At 71.8% G+C, this 19,287-nt stretch carries 17 protein-coding genes and 1 tRNA gene; 11 read left to right on the top strand and 7 right to left on the bottom strand.

Features of this window, described 5'->3' with window-relative positions; all coding sequences use genetic code 11:
- Window positions 1-179: 179 nt before the first annotated feature.
- The 8 genes from ACFZA2_RS08920 to ACFZA2_RS08885 are packed head-to-tail and all read left to right on the top strand — an operon-like array spanning window position 180 to window position 8,269.
- Window positions 180-1,124 carry a carbohydrate ABC transporter permease gene (locus ACFZA2_RS08920; RefSeq protein ID WP_391403386.1) on the top strand — a complete coding sequence of 315 codons (945 nt, stop codon included), beginning with the start codon at window positions 180-182 and terminating at the stop codon, window positions 1,122-1,124.
- A complete protein-coding gene (locus tag ACFZA2_RS08915; protein ID WP_391403383.1) occupies window positions 1,121-2,050 on the top strand; it encodes a carbohydrate ABC transporter permease in 930 nt (309 codons plus the stop codon). The genes ACFZA2_RS08920 and ACFZA2_RS08915 overlap by 4 nt, the downstream gene beginning before the upstream one ends.
- Window positions 2,047-2,928 carry an NAD-dependent epimerase/dehydratase family protein gene (locus tag ACFZA2_RS08910; protein WP_391403380.1) on the top strand — a complete coding sequence of 294 codons (882 nt, stop codon included), beginning with the start codon at window positions 2,047-2,049 and terminating at the stop codon, window positions 2,926-2,928. Before ACFZA2_RS08915 ends, ACFZA2_RS08910 begins: the two co-directional genes overlap by 4 nt.
- Window positions 2,925-4,190: an enolase C-terminal domain-like protein gene (locus ACFZA2_RS08905; RefSeq protein WP_391403377.1), complete on the top strand. Its 1,266-nt coding sequence runs from the start codon at window positions 2,925-2,927 to the stop codon at window positions 4,188-4,190. The genes ACFZA2_RS08910 and ACFZA2_RS08905 overlap by 4 nt, the downstream gene beginning before the upstream one ends.
- Window positions 4,191-4,221: 31 nt before the next feature.
- Window positions 4,222-5,502, top strand: coding sequence for a DUF4038 domain-containing protein (locus ACFZA2_RS08900; RefSeq protein ID WP_391403374.1), 1,281 nt, complete (start codon window positions 4,222-4,224; stop codon window positions 5,500-5,502).
- On the top strand, window positions 5,502-6,416 hold the full coding sequence (locus tag ACFZA2_RS08895) for a sugar kinase (RefSeq protein ID WP_391403371.1): 915 nt from the start codon (window positions 5,502-5,504) through the stop codon (window positions 6,414-6,416). The genes ACFZA2_RS08900 and ACFZA2_RS08895 overlap by 1 nt, the downstream gene beginning before the upstream one ends.
- Window positions 6,413-7,246 carry a hypothetical protein gene (locus ACFZA2_RS08890; RefSeq protein WP_391403368.1) on the top strand — a complete coding sequence of 278 codons (834 nt, stop codon included), beginning with the start codon at window positions 6,413-6,415 and terminating at the stop codon, window positions 7,244-7,246. The genes ACFZA2_RS08895 and ACFZA2_RS08890 overlap by 4 nt, the downstream gene beginning before the upstream one ends.
- Before the next feature lie 12 nt (window positions 7,247-7,258).
- Entirely contained in the window at window positions 7,259-8,269 is a 1,011-nt protein-coding gene (locus ACFZA2_RS08885) for a LacI family DNA-binding transcriptional regulator (RefSeq protein WP_391403364.1), read from the top strand.
- 150 nt (window positions 8,270-8,419) lie between these two features.
- On the opposite strand, the gene ACFZA2_RS08880 is transcribed toward ACFZA2_RS08885, so the two are convergent.
- A tRNA-Ser gene (locus ACFZA2_RS08880) sits at window positions 8,420-8,510 on the bottom strand.
- A 125-nt stretch (window positions 8,511-8,635) separates the two neighbouring features.
- Between ACFZA2_RS08880 and ACFZA2_RS08875 the strand changes: the two genes are divergently transcribed.
- Both ACFZA2_RS08875 and radA read left to right on the top strand, forming a co-directional pair.
- The gene (locus tag ACFZA2_RS08875) at window positions 8,636-9,589 is read left to right on the top strand and encodes an L-lactate dehydrogenase (protein WP_391403361.1); all 954 of its coding nucleotides are present in this window, start codon (window positions 8,636-8,638) and stop codon (window positions 9,587-9,589) included.
- 416 nt (window positions 9,590-10,005) lie between these two features.
- Window positions 10,006-11,373: a DNA repair protein RadA gene (gene radA / locus ACFZA2_RS08870; RefSeq protein WP_391403358.1), complete on the top strand. Its 1,368-nt coding sequence runs from the start codon at window positions 10,006-10,008 to the stop codon at window positions 11,371-11,373.
- 447 nt (window positions 11,374-11,820) lie between these two features.
- Here the strand turns inward: radA and ACFZA2_RS08865 are convergent, their stop codons facing one another.
- The 6 genes from ACFZA2_RS08865 to ACFZA2_RS08840 form a co-directional block, all read right to left on the bottom strand.
- Complete coding sequence (locus ACFZA2_RS08865) at window positions 11,821-12,231, bottom strand: dehydrogenase (RefSeq protein ID WP_315993738.1); 411 nt, start codon at window positions 12,229-12,231, stop codon at window positions 11,821-11,823.
- 64 nt (window positions 12,232-12,295) lie between these two features.
- Window positions 12,296-13,012: a GntR family transcriptional regulator gene (locus tag ACFZA2_RS08860; protein WP_315993739.1), complete on the bottom strand. Its 717-nt coding sequence runs from the start codon at window positions 13,010-13,012 to the stop codon at window positions 12,296-12,298.
- A 24-nt stretch (window positions 13,013-13,036) separates the two neighbouring features.
- Window positions 13,037-13,816: a 3-oxoacyl-ACP reductase gene (locus tag ACFZA2_RS08855; protein WP_391403354.1), complete on the bottom strand. Its 780-nt coding sequence runs from the start codon at window positions 13,814-13,816 to the stop codon at window positions 13,037-13,039.
- A gap of 118 nt (window positions 13,817-13,934) precedes the next feature.
- The gene (locus tag ACFZA2_RS08850; protein WP_391403351.1) at window positions 13,935-15,290 is read right to left on the bottom strand and encodes an aldehyde dehydrogenase family protein; all 1,356 of its coding nucleotides are present in this window, start codon (window positions 15,288-15,290) and stop codon (window positions 13,935-13,937) included.
- The gene (locus ACFZA2_RS08845) at window positions 15,287-16,063 is read right to left on the bottom strand and encodes a gamma-glutamyl-gamma-aminobutyrate hydrolase family protein (protein WP_315993742.1); all 777 of its coding nucleotides are present in this window, start codon (window positions 16,061-16,063) and stop codon (window positions 15,287-15,289) included. The genes ACFZA2_RS08850 and ACFZA2_RS08845 overlap by 4 nt, the downstream gene beginning before the upstream one ends.
- Window positions 16,044-17,399, bottom strand: a complete 1,356-nt coding sequence (locus ACFZA2_RS08840; protein ID WP_391403348.1) for a glutamine synthetase family protein — start codon at window positions 17,397-17,399, stop codon at window positions 16,044-16,046. Before ACFZA2_RS08840 ends, ACFZA2_RS08845 begins: the two co-directional genes overlap by 20 nt.
- Window positions 17,400-17,550: 151 nt before the next feature.
- Between ACFZA2_RS08840 and ACFZA2_RS08835 the strand changes: the two genes are divergently transcribed.
- Window positions 17,551-19,086: an amino acid permease gene (locus ACFZA2_RS08835; protein WP_391403345.1), complete on the top strand. Its 1,536-nt coding sequence runs from the start codon at window positions 17,551-17,553 to the stop codon at window positions 19,084-19,086.
- Window positions 19,087-19,287: the final 201 nt, after the last annotated feature.

Below are 19,287 nucleotides of genomic sequence, written 5' to 3'. Positions count from 1 at the left end.
GGACGTGGGGGGCCGGCACCCCCCGCGGGGGGGGGCGGGCCCCGTTGGTGGGGGCGGCGACCCCACCCCCGCCCCCCGCACCCCCCCACCCCCCCCCGTGCAGGCGCCCCACCCCCGCTGACCCCCCCCCCGGGGGGGGGCCGCGGGGCGCCCCGCCCCTCCCTCCCCCGGAGACGTCCATGACCGATCTCGACGAGCGTCCGCGCACCGCCGCGCGAACCACCGCCACTCCCGCGCGTACCGCCCGCCGGCGACGCCCCTGGCGCCCCGGCCTGACCGCGCTGCTCATCGCCGCCCCGGCGATCCTCGTCTACGCCTACTTCTCGTGGGGACCCATCCTCAGCTCGCTCGTGATGAGCGTGCAGCGCGTCGTGTTGACCGGGCAGAGCGACTTCGTCGGTCTCGACAACTTCGTCTACGTCCTGAGCGATCCGGGTCTGCCGCAGGCCGCGGGCAACACGGTGCTGTACACGGCGCTCGCCATCGTCTTCGGCTTCCCGGTGCCGCTCGCCCTCGCGGTGTTCATCTCCGAGATGCGCTCGCGCGCCTGGTACTTCAGCGCCCTCGCCTACCTGCCCGTGATGGTGCCGCCGGTCGTGGCGATCCTCCTGTGGAAGTTCTTCTACGCCCCCGACGCGGGCGGCCTGTTCAACACGGTGCTCGGCTGGGTCGGCATCGGTCCCCTGCCCTGGCTCAACTCCCCCGCGAGCGCCATGCCCTCGATCGTCCTGGAGACCACCTGGGCGGGAGCCGGAACCGCGGTCATCATCTACATCGCGGCGCTGACGAGCATCCCCGGCGAGCTGTACGAGGCCGCCGAGCTCGACGGCGCCGGGATCTGGCGCCGCGTCTGGCACGTCGCCCTCCCGCAGATGCGCGGGATCATCGGCACGATGCTGCTGCTGCAGATCATCGGCACGATGCAGGTCTTCACCGAGCCGTTCCTGTTCACCGGCGGGGGTCCGCAGGGCGCGACGAAGACGCTGCTCATGACGATCTACGACTACGCCTTCACCCGCGTCGACTACGGGGCGGCGACCGCGCTCAGCGTGCTCCTCGCCCTCGTCCTCGGCCTGTTCTCCCTGGCCTACTTCCGCCTCACGCGCAGCTGGAGCCGCTCATGAGCCTGCTCTCCCTCGGTCGCCGCCGCCCCGCCGCCGCCCCCGAGCCCCTCACCCGCACCAACATCTCGGATGCCGACCGCTCGCGCCCCTCCGTGCGGATCAGCCTCGGCGTCGGTCACGTCCTCGTGCTCGCGGCGCTGATCATCGCCGGCCTCGGGCCGATCGCCTGGCTCGCCCTCGCGGCGGTCTCGCCGACGCAGGACCTCATCCGCGGCCCGTTCTCCTTCTTCTCCAGCGGCGTCGTGCAGTGGGAGAACCTCGGCATCGCGTGGGAACGCGGCCGCATCGGTCACTACCTCACCAACACCGCGATCCTCGCGGCCGGCTCGGTCGTGACCACGCTGCTCGTCTCGACGACCGCCGCCTTCGTCATCACGGTGCTGCGCCCGCGGTGGGGCAAGGTGCTCTCCGGCGCGATCCTCGCCACCCTCTTCATCCCGGGCATCGTCTCGCTCGTGCCGCTGTACCTCACGGTGCGCGAACTGCCGGTCCTCGGCATCTCGCTCATCGACACGTGGTGGGCGGTCTGGCTCCCCGCGGGCGCGACGGCCTTCAACGTGCTGATCATCTCGCGCTTCCTCGAGGCCATCCCCGCCGACCTGTACGAGGCGGCGCGCATCGACGGCGCGGGCCCCCTTCGCATCCTGTGGAGCATCGTCCTGCCCCTGGCACGACCGATCCTCGGCGTCGTCGGCCTGCTGACCGTGGTGGCGTCGTGGAAGGACTACCTGTGGCCGCTGCTGGTGCTGCCCACCCCCGACAATCAGCCGGTCTCGGTGGCGCTGCCGCGCCTGGCCGATCAGACCGAGCTGAGCGTGCAGATGGCCGCGCTGTTCCTCTCGCTCGTCATCCCGGTGGCGCTGTTCCTCGTCTTCCAGCGCCAGTTCCTGCGGGGCGCGAGCATGGCGGGCGGGGTGAAGGGATGAGTCGCATCCTCGTCACGGGGGCCGACGGAGAGATCGGCCGCGCCGTCAGCGAGAGCCTCGTCGCCGCCGGTCACTCCGTCACCGCCTTGTCGCTGTCGTTCTCGTCGCCCCACCCGGCCGACCGCCTCGTCGAGGGGGACGCGACCTCGCCCGACGTGGTCGACCGCGCGATGGACGACGTCCACGCCGTAGCCCACTTCGCCGCGATCCCGCACCCCACCCTCGGCACCCCCATCGACGTGTTCCGCGTCAACACCGCCGCGACCTTCACCGTGCTCACCCGCGCCGGCGAGCGGGGGGTGCGTCGGGCCGTGATCGCGAGCAGCATCAACGCCATCGGATACCCGAACAACCCCCACGGCGCGTTCCCCCCGGCCTTCCCGCTCGACGCGCACACGCCGCCCGACATCGCCGATGCGTACTCGCTGTCCAAGCTCGTCGACGAGCGCACCGCGGCCTACGCCCACCGCCGCTACGGTCTCGACGTCGTCGCCCTGCGCTTCCCCCTGGTGAAGTGGCCCGACGTGCTGCGCGACGTCGCCCTCGAGTTCGAGGCCGACCCGGGGCGGCTCGCCCGCGAGGGCTGGGCGTACCTCACGATGCACGACGCCACCCGCGCGGTGCAGCGCGCGCTCGAGGCCGACGTCGTCGGCGCGCCCGTGATCCCCCTCAGCGCCGCCGACACCCTGCTGCCGGTCGACTCGGCCGAGCTGGTGGCGCGATACGCCCCCGGTACCGTCCTCGCGCACCCGGTCGTCGGGCGCGCGGCCCTCGTCGACACGAGCGCGGCCCGCGACCTGCTCGGCTTCGCGCCGAGCGAATCCATCCACGACGGCACCGCCACCGAACGAGCGTCCCTGATCAGGAGCGAACGATGACCCTCGCCGAGACCGACACGGCCTTCCCACAGCCCTGGTTGCCGCGCGAGGACGTCCGCATCACCGACCTCCGCGCGATCGTCACCGCCCCCGAGGGAATCCCGCTCGTCGTGGTGCGCGTCGACACCGACCAGCCGGGCCTGTACGGCTACGGCTGCGCGACGTTCACGCAGCGCTGGAAGGCGGTCGTGGCGTTCCTCGAGCACGTGCGCCCGCTCGTCATCGGCCGCTACCCCGGCGACATCGACGACCTCACGCGCCTCGTGCGCTTCACCGGGTACTGGCGCGAGGGACCGGTCGGCAACAACGCGCTGTCGGGGCTCGACATGGCCCTGTGGGACATCGCCGGCAAGAGAGCCGGGATGCCGGTGTACGAGTTGTTCGGTGGGCGGGTCCGCGCCGCCGCCGACACGTACCTGCACGCCGAGGGCGCGGATGCCGCGGCGACCACCGACCACGTCCGGGAGCTGATGGCGGCCGGACAGCGTCACGTGCGCATCCAGTCCGGCCAGCAGGGCGCGGGCCACTACGGGGCGCCCCCGCTCGTCGGCGAGTTCCCCTGGGCGAAGCACGCCGCGGGGTGGCGGGTCGAGGACTACCTCGTCGCCACGCCGCGCCTCTTCGCGCACGTGCGCGAAGAGCTCGGCGACGGTGTCGAACTGCTGCACGACGTGCACTCGCGCCTGAGCCCGAGCCAGGCCATCACGCTGACGCGCCGTCTCGAGCCCTATCGCCCCTTCTTCGTCGAGGACGTGCTCGCCCCCGAGCACTGGCACCGTCTCGGCGAGGTGCGTCAGGCCTCCCCCGTGCCGATCGCGGTCGGCGAGCTGGCGACCTCGTTCACCGATGCCGCCCGGCTCGTGCGCGAGCACCAGGTCGACTACCTGCGCGCGCACCTCTCCGACGTCGGCGGGGTGAGCGCGGCCCGGCGCCTCGCGGTCCTCGCCGACATCGAGGGCGTGCGCACCGCCTGGCACTCCCCCGGCGACGCCTCGCCGTTCGCGGTCGCCGCCGCCGTCGCCCTCGACGTCACCTCACCCGCCTTCGGCATCCAAGAGGGTCACGTCTACAACGAGGCGGCCCACGAGGTCTTCCCCGGCATGATCGACATCGTCGACGGCTGGCTGACCCCCAACGACGCCCCCGGGTGGGGCATCGAGGTCGACGAGAAGGCCGCCGCCCGCTTCCCCGCGGGACTGTCCGGCCACGACGCGTGGGCCGCGAAGGTGCGCGCGCCCGACGGCGCGTTGATCGCCCCCTGACCCTTCCGCCCCCTCCGAAGAGAGATCCCGCATGACCTGGTCCCTCGCGCCCTCGCGGCGCTGGCTGCTCCGCGACGGCGAGCCCGCCTTCCTCCTGGCCGACACCGTCTGGGCCGCCTTCGGCGGCGCCCGCCCCGACGAGTGGCTCGATCACCTCGAGCGCCGGCGTCGTCAGGGCTTCAACGCGCTGCTGTTCAGCATCCTGCCGATCGAGCACGATCGCTCCAGCGGCACGCTCTCGCCCTACGCGATCCGCGACGGGCGGCTCGACTTCGCCGCCGGCGACCCCGCCTACTGGGACGACGCCGAGCGCGTGCTCGCCGCCGCCCGCGCGCACGGCTTCACGCCGATGCTCGTGCTGCTGTGGAACAACTTCGTGCCCGGCACGTGGGGGGCCGGACTCACCCCGGATCACGTGATGGATGCCGAGCAGACGGCGTCGTACGTGGCCGACGCCGTCGCCCGCTTCGCGCGCTTCGACCCGATCTGGATCGTCTCGGGCGACGACGACCTCAACGACGACACCGCTCTCGCGCGCTACAGCGCGGTCGCGGCGCAGGTACGCGAGCTCGCGCCCGACCAGCTGATCACCTGGCACGACACCCCCACGGCCCGGATGCCGACCTCCCTCGCCGACGGCGGACTGCTCGACTTCCACGGCCTGCAGTCCGGTCACAACGAGGCCTGGGACACCCTCCCCGCCGAGCTGACCCGGTACTACCGCGCGATGGACGTCGACCGCCCGATCATCAACCTCGAGCCCTGCTACGAGGGGCTCGGGCGCTTCGCCGGGCGCGCACGGCACTCCGCCGGCGACGTCCGCCGGGCGAGCTGGACCGGTGTCGTCGCGGGCGCCGCGGCCGGCCTCGGCTACGGCGCGCACGGCGTATGGTCGTGGCACCGGCGGGGCGAGGGCTTCGCCGCGGCCGACGTGCACGGCGACCCCTTCCCGTTCGCGGTGGCCGCGGCCTTCCCCGGCGCCGACGACGTCGCCCTCGTGCGGCGCATCGTGGATGCCGAGCGGCTGTGGGGCCTTGACGGCGACGACGATCTGCTGGTCGACGAACCCTCCGGCGCCGTCGCGGGCCGCACGCCCGACGGCGTCGTCGCGGTGTACGCGCCCGAGGCGTTCGCCCTGACCCTGCGCGGGCGCGCCGACGCGGATCTCGAGGTGAGCGTGTACGACCTCGCCGCGCGCCGCCCCGACGCCGCGCGCTGGAGTCTCGTCGACGGCGGCGTGCGGCTCGCGCAGCCGGAGTTCCCCGGTGACGCCCTGTACGTCATCCGCGGACTCGCACCGATCGGCCGCTGATGGCGCACGTGTTCACCCTCGGCGAGGCGCTCGCGACCTTCTTCGTCGATGACGGCGGGGAGCCGTCGACGTTCGCCGTCGCCGGTGCCGAGCTGAACACCGCCGTGGGCGTGGCTCGTCTCGGCCACCGTTCGTCGTGGATGTCGCGCCTCGGCGACGACGCGTTCGCCGGCCTCGTGCGCGCGACGCTGGCGGCCGAGGGGATCGACGACCGCTTCGTGCGCGCGGCACCCGGGAAGAAGACCGGCCTCATCGTCAAGCAGCGCCTGAGCGACGACCTGGTGCGCAGCGAGCACTACCGCGTCGGCTCGGCGGCCTCCGGACTCACCGCCGCCGACTTCACGGCCGACGATCTCGCGGACGTCGACCTGGTGCACGTCTCCTGCATCACGGCCTCCCTCGGCGAGGGGCCGCGTGCGCTCTTCGAACGCGTGGTGCGCGAGGCGGCGGGTCGCGGCATCCCGGTCTCGCTCGACACGAACCACCGGCCGCAGCTCATCGACGACGCCGGGCTGCGTGACGCCGTCGACGACGTGATCGAGCACGTGGACACCCTGCTGTGCAACGAAGACGAGGCGCGGGTGCTCACGGGCCTCGACGATGCGGAGGAGGCCGTCGCGACCCTCCTGGCCCGCGGACCGCGCACGGTGGTGGTCAAGCTCGGCCGCCACGGAGCCGTCGCGGGCGACGCCGCGGGCGTGCGACGCGCGCCTGCCGTGCAGATCCCCCCGCCGCACCACCCGGTCGGCGCGGGCGATGCGTTCGCCGCGGGGTGGATCACCGCGGTCCTCGAGGGGCTCCCCGTCGACCAAGCCCTGCGCCGTGCCGCGTGGTGCGCCGCCCGCGTCGTCGCCGACCCGGGCGACCACACCGGCTTCCCCTCCCGCGACCGCCTCGCCGAGGTCGCCGCGTGAGCGCCGGGCCGGCGCGCGTCGCGCTGCGATCGAACGACCTGCTCGTCGAGGTCGACGCCGAGGGGGCGCGCATCGCCCGCCTGACCCACGTGCCGACCAGCCGGGAGATCCTCGCGACCACCCCCTGGGCGGACGAGGCGCGCGACGCGTTCTCGCTCCCCGACTCCAGCGGCGAGTGGCACCGCCGTTACCCGGGCGGGTGGCACGTCCTGCTCCCGCGCGCGGGTGACGCCCCCGTCGACGTCGCGCCGACGCAGCCGTTCCACGGCGAGGCGGCCTGGCGCACGTGGACGCTGTCGCAGGAGGGCGCCTCGTGTCGCGCCCGCGTGCATCTGCGCACGGTCCCCCTCGAGATCGACCGTGTCGTCTCACTCGTCGAGAGCGGGCTGCGCGTCGACACCGCCGTGCACAACCACTCGTCCGAGACCGTCCGCATCGGGTGGGCGGAGCACCCGGCCTTCGCGGGCGATCTGTTCGATGACGCCGCGGTCTCGACCGGCGGCGGCGGCCTCGCGGTCGCCCCGGCGCCGTCGGCGGGCTTCGACGACGTCTCGGGGGCCGCGGGCTCGCTCACCGTCGAGGGTCGTGAGCTCGCGCTCGCGCTGAGCTGGGACGCGCGGCTCTTCCCCCGCCTGTTCGTCTGGCGCGAGCGCCGCGGATCGACCGGTTTCCCGTGGTGGGCGCAGGTGGATGCCGTGGGACTCGAGCCCTCGTCCGACCCGTACGCCCAGCCGGGCGACGCCCTCGGTTCGATCGAGGTCGCCCCCGGGGCGACGGTGCGCTCGACGGTGACCCTGCACGTCCGCGGCATCGGCGCCGCGACGGCCTAAGATCGATCCGCAATGGCGAAAGACGCGATCTCCCTCCGCGACGTGGCGGCTCTGGCAGGAGTGTCGGTTCCCACGGCGTCGAAGGTGCTGCGCGGACAGGGCAAGGTCTCCGAGACCACGCGCGAACGCATCCTGGCCGTCGCGAAGCGCCTGGACTACCAGCCCAACGCGCTGGGGCAGTTCCTCGCGCAGGGGCGCAGCGCCACCGTCGCGGTGCTGACCGTGAACGCCCCCGGCGCCTTCACGATGCCGGTGCTCACCGGCGCCACCACCGCCTTCGGCGCTCGCGACCTCTCCGTGCTCGTCTCCGACGCCCATCTGGACCGCGCCCTGTTCGCGGCGACGGCCCGCAAGCTCCGCGCCCGCAGCATCGACGGCCTGCTCGTGATCGGTGACGGCTCGAGCTCCGACATCCACTCCATCAGCGCCGGCTTCACGGTGCCCGTGGTCTACGCCTACGGCCACTCCGACGACGCCGAGGACGCGTCGTTCCTCCACGACGGTTACGGGGCCGGTCGCCTCGCCGGCGAGCACCTCGTCTCGATCGGATGCCGTCGCATCGCCCACGTCTCGGCCGCCGACCACGACCGCTCCGCACGCGACCGCTCGGCAGGACTCTCCGACGCGCTGAGCGAGGCGGGACTCGCGCTCGACCCCGCCCTCGTGCTGCGCGGCGACTGGTCGCAGGCGTGGGGCCGCGCGGCAGCCCAGCGCCTCATCGCCTCGGGCGTCGCCTTCGACGGCGTGTGCTGCGGCAACGACACGATCGCCACCGCCGTCGCCGGGGTGCTGGCCGAGGCCGGCATCCGCGTCCCCCACGACGTCGCGATCACCGGAATGGACAACCTCGCCGGCTCCACCGGCCAGGACGACGACAGTCTCACCACGATCGATCTGCGCCTGAGCGCCCTCGGCGACCGTGCCGCGAACTACCTCGCCGACGTCATCGGCGGCACCGAATACGCCCCGGGCCGCCACGTCGAGCCCGCGCAGCTCGTCCTCGGTCGCTCGACGGCCCGCTGAGCGCCCGACGTTCGCGCCGCCGACCGCCCGACCCTCGCACCGCAGGGGCGTCCACCCCTCGCGCCGCCGGGTCCTCGCAGCGGCCCGGCTGAGAGCGGGCCCCGGACGCGGAAACGCGAGAACCCCCGGGATGGACCCGGGGGTTCTCACTGGCGGTGACGGTGGGATTTGAACCCACGGTAGGGGGTTACCCTACACAACTTTTCGAGAGTTGCACCTTCGGCCGCTCGGACACGTCACCGCCGACAAGCTTACGACACAAGGGCGGATGCCGCGAATCGGCGCCGGATCGGCATCCGGCATCCGTTCCTCCACCGTCGAAGCACCCCTGTGGAGCCGTTTCGCGCGCGCTGCCAGGATCGAGCCATGAGCGTGATCGAGAACTCGAAGTTGACGGTCGTGGGCGCGGGGAGCGTGGGGGCGAGCGTCGCGTACGCGGCTCTCATCCGCGGGTCGGCCCGCCACGTCGCGCTGTACGACATCGCCGCCGAGAAGGTCGAGGCCGAGGTGCTCGACCTGGCCCACGGCACGCAGTTCACCGGCTCGAGCGACATCACCGGCGGCAGCGACGTCTCCGTCGCCGAGGGGTCGCACGTCGTCGTCATCACGGCAGGGGCCAAGCAGAACCCCGGCCAGACCCGCACCGAGCTCGCCGCCACCAACGCCCGCATCATCCGCGACATGATGCCGCAGCTGCTCGAGGTCGCCCCGAACGCGATCTACGTGATCGTCACGAACCCGTGCGATGTGCTCACCGTGCTCGCTCAGGAGGCCACCGGCCTGCCGACGCGGCGGATCTTCGCCTCCGGCACCGTGCTCGACACGTCGCGCCTGCGCTGGAAGATCGCCCAGCGCGCCGGCGTCGCCACCTCGAGCGTCCACGCGTGGATCGTCGGCGAGCACGGCGACACCGAGTTCCCCCTGTGGTCGACCGCGACGATCGGCTCGGTCCCCATCACGGAGTTCGAGCTGCCCGACGGCTCTCACTTCGACCAAGACGAACTGGATGCCATCGCCGTCGACGTCCGTGACGCCGCCTACAAGGTGATCAAGGGCAAGGGCGCCACCAACTACGCCATCGGGCTCTCGAGCGCCCGCATCGTCGAGGCGATCCTGCGCGACGAGCACGCGATCCTCCCCGTGAGCACCGTCCTGTCGGACTTCCACGGCGTCGACGGCATGGCCCTGTCGGTGCCGTCGATCGTGTCGGCACGGGGCGCGGTGCCCATCGCCGCGACACCGTTCTCCGACCACGAGAAGACGCTCCTGCGCCGCTCGGCGGACGCCCTCACGACGGTCGCCGACTCGCTGCGCGGCTGAGGCGCCGCGGGACCTGCCAGCGTCGCGAGGCGGGCGCCTGCACGCGTCGCGGTCAGCGCCTGCACCGGCGGGCGGTCGGCACCTGCACGCGTCGCGAGGCCCGCGCCTGCACGCGTCGCGCGGTCGGCACCTGCACGCGTCGCGAGGCCCGCGCCTGCACGCGTCGCGCGGTCGGCACCTGCACGCGTCGCAGTCGGCGACAGCGGCATCCGTGCACGCGCGCCCACGGTGCGCGCCACATCCGGCGCCGCGCTCCCCCGCCACACCGGCGATAAACGCGCGCTGCACTGATAAACGCTCTCGCACCGCGTTCATCAGTGCAGCGGGCGTTTATCGACCTGCCGCCCTTGTCCGCGGATCCCGGATGCCGTGGACGAGGCGCGGGCGATGTCGGAGGCCCCGCGTAGCCTGAAGCCATGGCATCCCGTCGTCCGGCAACCGCTCCCGCTCCCTACCGGTGCACCGAGTGCGGGTGGACGACGCTGAAGTGGGTCGGGCGCTGCGGTGAATGCCAGTCGTGGGGCACGGTGGTCGAGGCCGCCGAGCAGACCGGTATCGTCCGATCGATCACGCCGGTGGCGCCGGGAACGGCCCGCGCCGCGCGGCGCATCACCGAGATCGACACGCAAGACGCCCCGCGTCGCACGAGCGGCGTCGGCGAGTTCGACCGCGTCCTCGGCGGGGGCATCGTCCCGGGCGCCGCGATCCTTCTGAGCGGCGAGCCCGGCGTCGGCAAGTCGACCCTGCTGCTCGAGGTCGCGGCGCAGAGCGCCCGCGCCGGACGCCGCGTGCTCTACGCCAGCGGCGAGGAGTCCGCCGCGCAGGTGCGCCTGCGCGCCGAGCGCACCGGAGCACTGCACGACGAACTGTTCCTCGCGGCCGAGACCGATCTCGCCACCATCCTCGGGCACATCGACCAGGTGGAGCCCGGGCTGCTCATCGTCGACTCCGTCCAGACGGTCTCGTCGGCGCACAGCGACGGGGCGGCGGGGCAGCCCGCGCAGGTGCGGGAAGTCGCGTCCGCTCTCATCCGCGTCGCGAAGGAGCGCGGGCTCCCGGTCATCATCGTCGGCCACGTCACCAAAGACGGCTCGATCGCCGGTCCGCGCATCCTCGAGCACCTCGTCGACGTCGTGTGCCACTTCGAGGGCGACCGTCAGACCTCGCTGCGCTTCGTGCGAGCGCTCAAGAACCGCTTCGGCCCCACCGACGAGGTCGGGTGCTTCGACATGACCGGCACCGGTATCGCCGAGGTCGCCGACCCGAGCGCCCTCTTCCTCGGCCACGGCGAGCCCGAGCCCGGAACCTGCGTCACGATCGCGATGGAGGGCCGCCGCGCCCTGCCGGTCGAGATCCAGGCCCTGGCCGTACGGCAGACGGCTCCCAATCCCCGCCGCATCGTGAACGGCGTCGACTCCTCCCGCGTCGCGATGGTGCTCGCGGTGCTCGAGAGCCGCATGGGTCTCACGCTCTCCGACCGCGACGTGTACGTCTCGACCGTGGGCGGTGTGCGCCTCGTCGAGCCCGCCGCCGACCTGGCGATCGCCATCGCCGTCGCCAACGCGGTGAAGAACCGCAAGGTGTCGAAGCGTCTCGCGGCGATCGGCGAGCTCACGCTCACCGGCGAGATCCGCAACGTCACGCAGGCCGCGCAGCGTGCGTCAGAGGCGAAGCGGCTGGGCTATCACACCGTGCTCGACGCCTCGTCGCGCAAGCTCGCGCAGGCGTTGAACGAGCTGCAAGTGCGCGGCGTCCCGCGCGACGACACCGACCCGGGATTCTGACCCTCCCCCGACGTTCGACGCGACAGCGGCGGTCGACCCACCGAGGGCGATGCATACCGTGACCGGAACGCCAGTAGTCCCCCCGTTCGCGGTGCCCGGGGCGGGCTGAACGTCCCCGCCGTCAGCGACCCGGAGGAGCCGACCGGCGACGGCGGTGCGGGGAGGTCATTCCCAGGACGACGGGGATGACAAGTCCGGCGGCGCACACGGCGCCGGCGATCACGTACTCCATGCCGTCGAGTCTCGCACGCGTCCTTCACCCACGCGACTCGAGTCCTTCACCCTCGACGCGTCGGACAGCCGCCGCCGCCGCGTTCCCGCGATGACGCCGGCCCGCGCTGTCCTGCTCGATCGAGCGTCCACGAGATCCGGACGCCCACGAGAACACTCCGGGTGTTCTGGACACTCGGCCACCCGAACGCCGCAACGCGCCCCGCGGCCGCCGCCTCAGGCGTCGAGCGCGGCGATCAGGTCGGCCGGCGACGCTTGGATCGGGTGGGGCCCCGCGATGTCGATGAACACCGTGGTGATGGCATCCTGATGCGCGCCGAGGAACGATCGGAGCCACTGCGGCGACTGCAAGGCGACGTGCGGCGGTAGTGTCTCGGGCTTGTGCGCCGCGTCGCTGAAGAGCAGCAGCGCCAGCTGCCCGGTGTTCGGGTCGCGGTAGGTCCAGACCTCGCCCACGCTGCGCGGGTCGTCGGCGTCGCCCGGGGTCATGAGCGGGACGACCGTGGGTCCGTGCCGGAGCGCAAAAGCGATGGCGGCCATGTCCTGCGTCTGCAGGGCGTCGGTGAGCGCGGTGTTCTTGAAGTCCATGTCGTGCTTCTTCCCCTTGCGCTTCTTGCTCCCGGCCATCCTCCGAGCCTATCCGCGGCATCCATTCCCCGCCCCTCCTGCCGCGACGCCGCCGAGCAGCGACCTACGCCAGGAACCCCCGGAGCAACGCCTCGGATCCGGCGAGGTGATCGCGCATCGCCGCGTGGGCGGCATCCGGTCGGCCCGAGAGGATCGCCGACACGATCGCGGCGTGCTGCGAGGTGGAGTGATCGATGTTGCGGGGCAGCAGCGGGAACGTGTCCAGCCACGCGTTGACCCGCGCGCGGTTGTCGGCGACGAGGGGAACGAGAGAGGGGATGCCGGCGAGCTCCGCGATCGTCAGGTGCAGCAGCGTGTCGAGCCGGCGGTAGTCCTCTCCCCCGGCGACGGCGGCGGCCTCGTGCCGGGCCCACAGCACGTCGCGCTCGTCGGCGGAGAGCGAGCGCCCGGCGGCCGCCCACGCGGCCCCGGGCTCGAGGACGCCGCGCAGGGCGACGACGTCGCTGAGCTCGGCGGGCGACACCACGGCCGGCTCCGACGGACGCGGCACCGGATCGACGACGAACGTCCCGCCGTAGCGACCGCGCCGCGTCTCGAGCCACCCGGCATCGGCGAGCTCGCGGATCGCCTCGCGCACCGTGTCGCGGCTTACGCCGTACAGCGCCGCGAGCTCGCGCTCGGCGGGCAGCGACTCCCCCGGAGCGACCAGGCCCAACCGCACGGTCTGCACGATGCGCGCGGTGGTGTCCTCGAGCGCGTTGCCGCTGCGGACGGGTCGGTAGACGGCCCGGCGCAGATCATCCAACGGCGCTTCGGTCATCACCTCAGCCTGTCATGCCGCAGGTCACAGGGGCGTCACGTACGCGTTGGTGATGCCGCCGTCGACCACGAAGGCCGTCGCGGTGATGAACGACGCATCATCGGATGCCAGGAACGCCACCGCCGCGGCCATCTCGGCGGGGTCCGCGAACCGGCCCATCGGCACGTGCACGAGTCGGCGCTGCGCCCGCTCGGGGTCCTTGGCGAACAGTTCCTGCAGCAGCGGCGTGTTCACCGGTCCCGGGCACAGAGCGTTCACCCGGATCCCCTGCCGGGCGAACTGCACGCCGAGCTCGCGGGTCATCGCGAGGACGCCGCCCTTCGACGCGGTGTACGAGATCTGCGAGGTCGCCGAGCCGAGCAGCGCGACGAACGAGGCGGTGTTGATGATCGAGCCGCGGCCGGCGGGCACCATGTGCCGTAGCGCCGCGCGGGAGCACAGGTAGACGCTCTTGAGGTTGACGTCCTGCACGCGATCCCAGGCGGGCAGCTCGGTCGTCTCGATCGAGTCGTCGTCGGCCGGCGAGATGCCGGCGTTGTTGAAGGCGATGTCGACGCTGCCGAGGTCGGCGGCGACGCCGTTGAAGAGAGCGTTGACGGATGCCTCGTCGGCGACGTTCACCTGTCGGAACACCCCGCCCACCTCGGTGGCGGCGGCCGAACCCGTGGTCTCGTCGAGATCGGCGATGACGACGCGCGCGCCCTCGGCGGCGAAGCGGCGGGCGGTCGCGAGGCCGATGCCGCTGGCCCCGCCGGTGATGATGGCGACGCGGTCGCGCAGACGCTGGGTGAGGTCGATGGTCATGGTGCGGTGGTTCCTTTCGAGCCGAACCTCGTCCCACTTATGGCTGGTTGGGAGCCTTTGAAGTGGCCATAAGTGGGACGAGGACCGTCATAAGTGGGACAAGGGGGCGAGGGGCAGATCACTCGGTGGCGTAGAACACGTTCTTCACCTCGGTGAAGTGCTCGGCGGCATCCGGACCGAGCTCCCGGCCGAGGCCGGACGCCTTCATGCCGCCGAAGGGGGTCGCGTAGCGCACCGACGAGTGCGAGTTCACCGAGAGCACACCGCTGCGCACCCCGCGCGAGACCCGGATGCCACGCCCCAGGTTCTCGGTCCAGATCGAGCCCGCGAGGCCATAGGCGGTGTCGTTCGCGAGGCGGATGGCATCCGCTTCGTCGTCGAACGGCATCACCGCGAGCACGGGCCCGAAGACCTCGTCGCGCGCGATGCGGTCGCCCGGCTGCGCGAGCACGACCGCGGGCGCGAACCAGAAGCCGTCACCCGCGGGCGCGGAGCCGCGGAACGCGACGTCGACGCCGTCGAGGAAACCCTCGACCGTGGAGCGGTGGGATGCCGAGATCAGCGGCCCCATCTGGGTCGACTCGTCGTGGGGGTCGCCGACCGTCCACGCGGCTACCTCGGGTTCGAGCATCTCGAGGAACCTGTCGTAGACGCTCCGCTCGACGAGGAGGCGGCTGCGGGCGCAGCAGTCCTGGCCGGCGTTGTCGAAGACGGACCCCGGGACCCCGGCCGCGGCCTTCTCGAGATCGGCGTCGGCGAAGACGATGTTCGCGCTCTTCCCGCCGAGCTCGAGGGTGACGGGCTTGAGCATCCGCGCGCACCCGGCAGCGACCTCGGTGCCCACCTCGGTGGACCCCGTGAAGACGACCTTGTGCACGTCGGGGTGCGAGACGAACCGCTGACCGACGACCGAGCCCGATCCCACGATCACCTGGAACAGCCCCTCCGGCAGCCCCGCGTCGAGAGCGAGCTCGCCCAGTCGCACGGCGGTCAGGGGCGTGAGTTCGGCGGGCTTGAGCACCACGGCGTTGCCCGCGGCGAGCGCGGGAGCGAAGCCCCACGCGGCGATCGTCATAGGGAAGTTCCACGGCACGATGATCCCGACGACCCCGTAGGCCTCGTGGTAGGTCACATCGAGGCCACCGGCGACCGGGATCTGCGATCCGATCAGGCGTTCCGGGGCACCGGCGTAGTAGTTGAGCACCTGGGCGACGTGCTGCGCCTCCCACCGCGCCGAGCCGATCGGGTGCCCGGAGTTGCGCACCTCTAGGGCGGCGAGCTCCTCGACGTGGGCCTCGACGACCCGCGCGAAGGCCCGCAGCGCGTCGGCGCGGGCGACGGGGGCGAGTGCCGCCCACGCGCGCTGCGCGCGCACGGCGCCGGCGACGGCGGCATCCACCTGGTCGATCTCGGCGCGCGGCAGCGTAGTGATCGGCGATCCGGTCGAGGGGTCGATGACGGTGAAGGTGCTCATGCGGAGACTCCCTGGTGCGCGGAGGAATGCGAGGCGCGGTAGCGTGCCGCGGCGGCCACGAGCCCGAGGAACAACCGCCGGTCCTCGGCGTTCTCCTCCGGATGCCACTGCACGGCGACGAGGTAGTCGTCCCCCTCGGTCTCGACGGCCTGAACCAGACCGTCGTCCGTCCGGGCGGTGACGACGAGACCCTCGGCGACCCGGTCGACCCCCTGATGGTGGTAGCTGTGGACGGTGAGCGCGCCGGCCCCGACGAGGCCGGCGAGGCGGGTGTCGGCATCCACCTCGACGACGTTCTCGGCGAAGACGCCGCCGCCGATGCGGTAGCGCTCGGTGCCGAGCGCGTCGGGCAGGTGCTGGTGCAGCGTCCCGCCCATCGCGACGTTGATGAGCTGGAGCCCGCGGCAGATGCCGAAGACCGGGATGCCGCGCTCCCGCGCCCCCGCGAGCAGCGCGATCTCCCACGCGTCGCGGTCGGCGCGCGCGGGGTCGGTGGTCGGGTGCCGTTCGGCGCCGTAGAGCTCGGGCTGCACGTCGAGACCACCGGTGAGGATGAGCCCGTCGAGGCCCTCGAGCACGGCGGCGGCGGCCTCGGCGGGTCGGGGCTGCGGCGGGAGCAGCACGGCGGCGGCGCCCGAGGCGGTCACCGCGTCGAAGTATTGCTGCGGCAGGAACGATGCACGCACGTCCCACACGCCCTGCTTCGCTCGTTCGAGATAGGTGGTGAGCCCCACCACGGGGGTCCTGCTCGGATCAGAGGCGCTCGAAACCACGCACCCGCTCCCAATCGGTCACGGCGGCATCGAAGGCCTCGACCTCGATGCGCGCCTGATTGAGGTAGTGCTCGACGACGTCGTCGCCGAAGGCGGCGCGGGCGATCGCCGACTCGCTGAAGAGTCGCGCCGCCTCGCGCAGGGTCGTGGGCAGGGTGTCGACGCCCGCCGCGTACGCGTTGCCGGTGAGCGGGGCGGGCAGCTCGAGCTCGTTCTCGACGCCGTAGAGGCCTCCGGCGATGATGGCCGAGATCGCCAGGTAGGGGTTCACATCTCCCCCGGGCACGCGGTTCTCGACCCGCAGCGAAACCCCGTGGCCGACGACGCGCAGCGCGCACGTGCGGTTGTCGACGCCCCACGCGACACCGGTCGGCGCGAACGAGCCCTTCGCGTAGCGCTTGTACGAGTTGATCGTGGGGGCGTACAGCAGCGTGAACTCGCGGAGGGTGGCCAGGATGCCGGCGATCCAGTGCTCCATGAGCGGGCTGAAGCCGTGCTCCCCGTCGCCCGCCATGACGGCGTCGCCGCCGTCGCCGCGCACCGAGAGGTGGATGTGACAGCTGTTGCCCTCGCGCTCGTTGAACTTCGCCATGAACGTCAGCGACTTGCCGTGGCGGTCGGCGATCTCCTTGGCGCCGTTCTTGTACAGCGTGTGATTGTCGGCGGTCTCGAGCGCCTCGGCGTAGCGGAAGGCGATCTCCTGCTGACCGAAGTTGCACTCGCCCTTCACGCCCTCGCAGTACATTCCCGCTCCATCCATGCCGAGACGGATGTCGCGCAGCAACGGCTCCAGGCGCGTGGTGGCCAGGAGGTTGTAGTCCACGTTGTAGTCGGTCGAGGGGGTGAGCCCGGTGTATCCCTTCGCCCACGCGTCGCGGAACGAGTCGTCGAAGACGATGAACTCCAGTTCCGTCCCCGCGTAGGCGGTGAGACCGCGCTCCGCGAGCCGCTCGCGCTGGGCGTTCAGGATGCCGCGGGGCGACTGCACGACCCGCTCGCGGTCCTCCCACGCCAGGTCCGCGAAGACCAGCGCCGTACCCGGCTGCCACGGGATGCGACGGAGGGTATCGAGGTCGGGAACGAGCAGCATGTCGCCGTAGCCCTTCTCCCAGCTCGACATCGCGTAGCCGTCGACGGTGTTGAGGTCGACGTCGACGGAGAGCAGGTAGTTGCACGCCTCGGCCCCGTGCCCCCGCACCTCGTCGCGCCAGAACCGCGCGGCCACGCGCTTTCCGACCAGCCGGCCCTGCGCGTCGGGGAAGGCGACGACGACGGTGTCGATCTCTCCCGCCTCGATTGCGGCATCCAGGTCGTCGGTGGTGAGATTGCCCGCCATGTGTCGTGTCCCTCTCGCCTCTTCGACGCCCTCCGGTGCGGAGGACGTAACGAGGAACTTACACGCCAAAGGTAGACAGGTCGACCAATAGAGGGCCATGATCTTCCGCAAAGGCGAGCCCGACGCCAGCCCGCATCTTCTTGGAGGTCACATGTCCACCTCGAGCAGTTCCCGCAAAAAGGTCGCCGGAGCCACCTATACGGCAACGGATGCCGGCTACTTCGAGAAACGCACCCTGAAACGCTCGGCGGGCGTGTGGGGCCTGTGGGGTCTCGCGGTCGCCGCGGTCATCTCGGGCGACTTCTCGGGGTGGAACTTCGGCATCGGCTTCGCCGGTTTCGGCGGCATGCTGATCGCCTTCGTCGTCCTCGTCGTCATGTACTACGGCCTCACGTTCTCGATCGGCGAGATGGCCGCCGCCATGCCCCACACCGGCGGCGCGTATTCGTTCGCCCGCTCGGCGATGGGCCCCTGGGGCGGTCTCGCGACGGGCCTGGCCGAGACGATCGAGTACGTCGCGACCACGGCGGTCGTCGTCTATTTCTCGGGCCAGTACGCCGACTCGGCACTCGAACTGCTGACCGGGGTGAGCCTTCCGGCCTTCGTGTGGTGGATCATCCTGTACGCGCTGTTCATCGCTCTGAACGCCGCGGGGGCGAACATCTCGTTCGGTTTCGCCATCGTCGTCTCGATCGTCTCGATCGGCATCATCGTCGTCTTCGGCGCGATGGCGCTGATGTCCGGCGCGTTCGACTGGGGCTCGCTGTGGAACATCGCCCCCACCGACGGCAACACCGAGTTCCTGCCCTTCGGCGTGGGCTCGATCCTGCTGGCGCTCCCCTTCGCGATGTGGTTCTTCCTCGGCATCGAGGAGCTCCCTCTCGCCGCCGAGGAGTCGCACGACCCGGCCCGTGACATCCCGCGCGCCGGCCTCTGGGCGCGGGGCACCCTCATCGTGACCGGCCTCATCGTGCTGTTCCTGAACACCGGCGTACTCGGAGCCGAGGAGACGGGCGGGTCGCTCGAGCCCCTACTCGACGGATTCCGCGCGATGGTCGGCGACCAGGCCGCGGCCCTCCTCTCGCTGCTCGCACTGGTCGGGCTGCTGGCGTCCCTGATGGGCATCATGTTCGCCTACGGCCGCAATATGTACTCGCTGTCGCGCGCCGGCTACTACCCGCGCTGGCTGTCGCTCACCGGGGCGCGCAAGACGCCCTGGGTCGCCCTCGTGTTCGGCGCGGTCCTCGGTTTCCTCGCCCTGGTGATCGTGCAGGCGGCGGGCGGGGACGCGAGCCCCGCCGGAGCGATCGTGCTGAACATCGCCGTGTGGGGCGCGGTGTTGGCGTACTTCCTGCAGATGGTCGCGTTCATCGTCCTGCGGCGGAAGTTCCCGAACGCCGTCCGGCCCTACAAGAGCCCGTGGGGGCTGTTCGGCGCCTACTCGGCCGCGATCATCGCCGCGGTGGTGTTCTTCGGGCTGCTGCTGAACCCCGCGTATCTGCTGGCGATCGTCGCGATCATCGTCGTCTACGCGGTGATCTTCATCGCCTTCGCCGTCTACGGCCGCCACCGCCTGGTCCTCTCCCCCGAGGAGGAGTACGCCCTGTCGGGCGGACTGCACGGCGACCCGCAGAGGGAGGGTTACGACGCAATGGAGGGCGAGGTCTTCGGCGACCGACGCTCCTGAGCGAGAACGGCGGAGTCTCTAGGATGCGAACGTGAACAGGGTATGGATCGTTTTTCACGACAGCAGTCCGCACAACACCATCCTCGGCGTCTTCGACAATGCCGAAGACGCCGGAGCCTATGCGGAAGAGGTCGGATCTGAGTATCAGAACGGTGCTCTTATTACGAACCTCCCCGTCCCATGGCGGGCCACCGACAGAGG

Source organism: Microbacterium sp. NPDC007973, from assembly GCF_042958465.1.
Lineage (GTDB): Bacteria > Actinomycetota > Actinomycetes > Actinomycetales > Microbacteriaceae > Microbacterium > Microbacterium galbum.
This window is presented reverse-complemented; position numbering and strand designations above follow the sequence as displayed.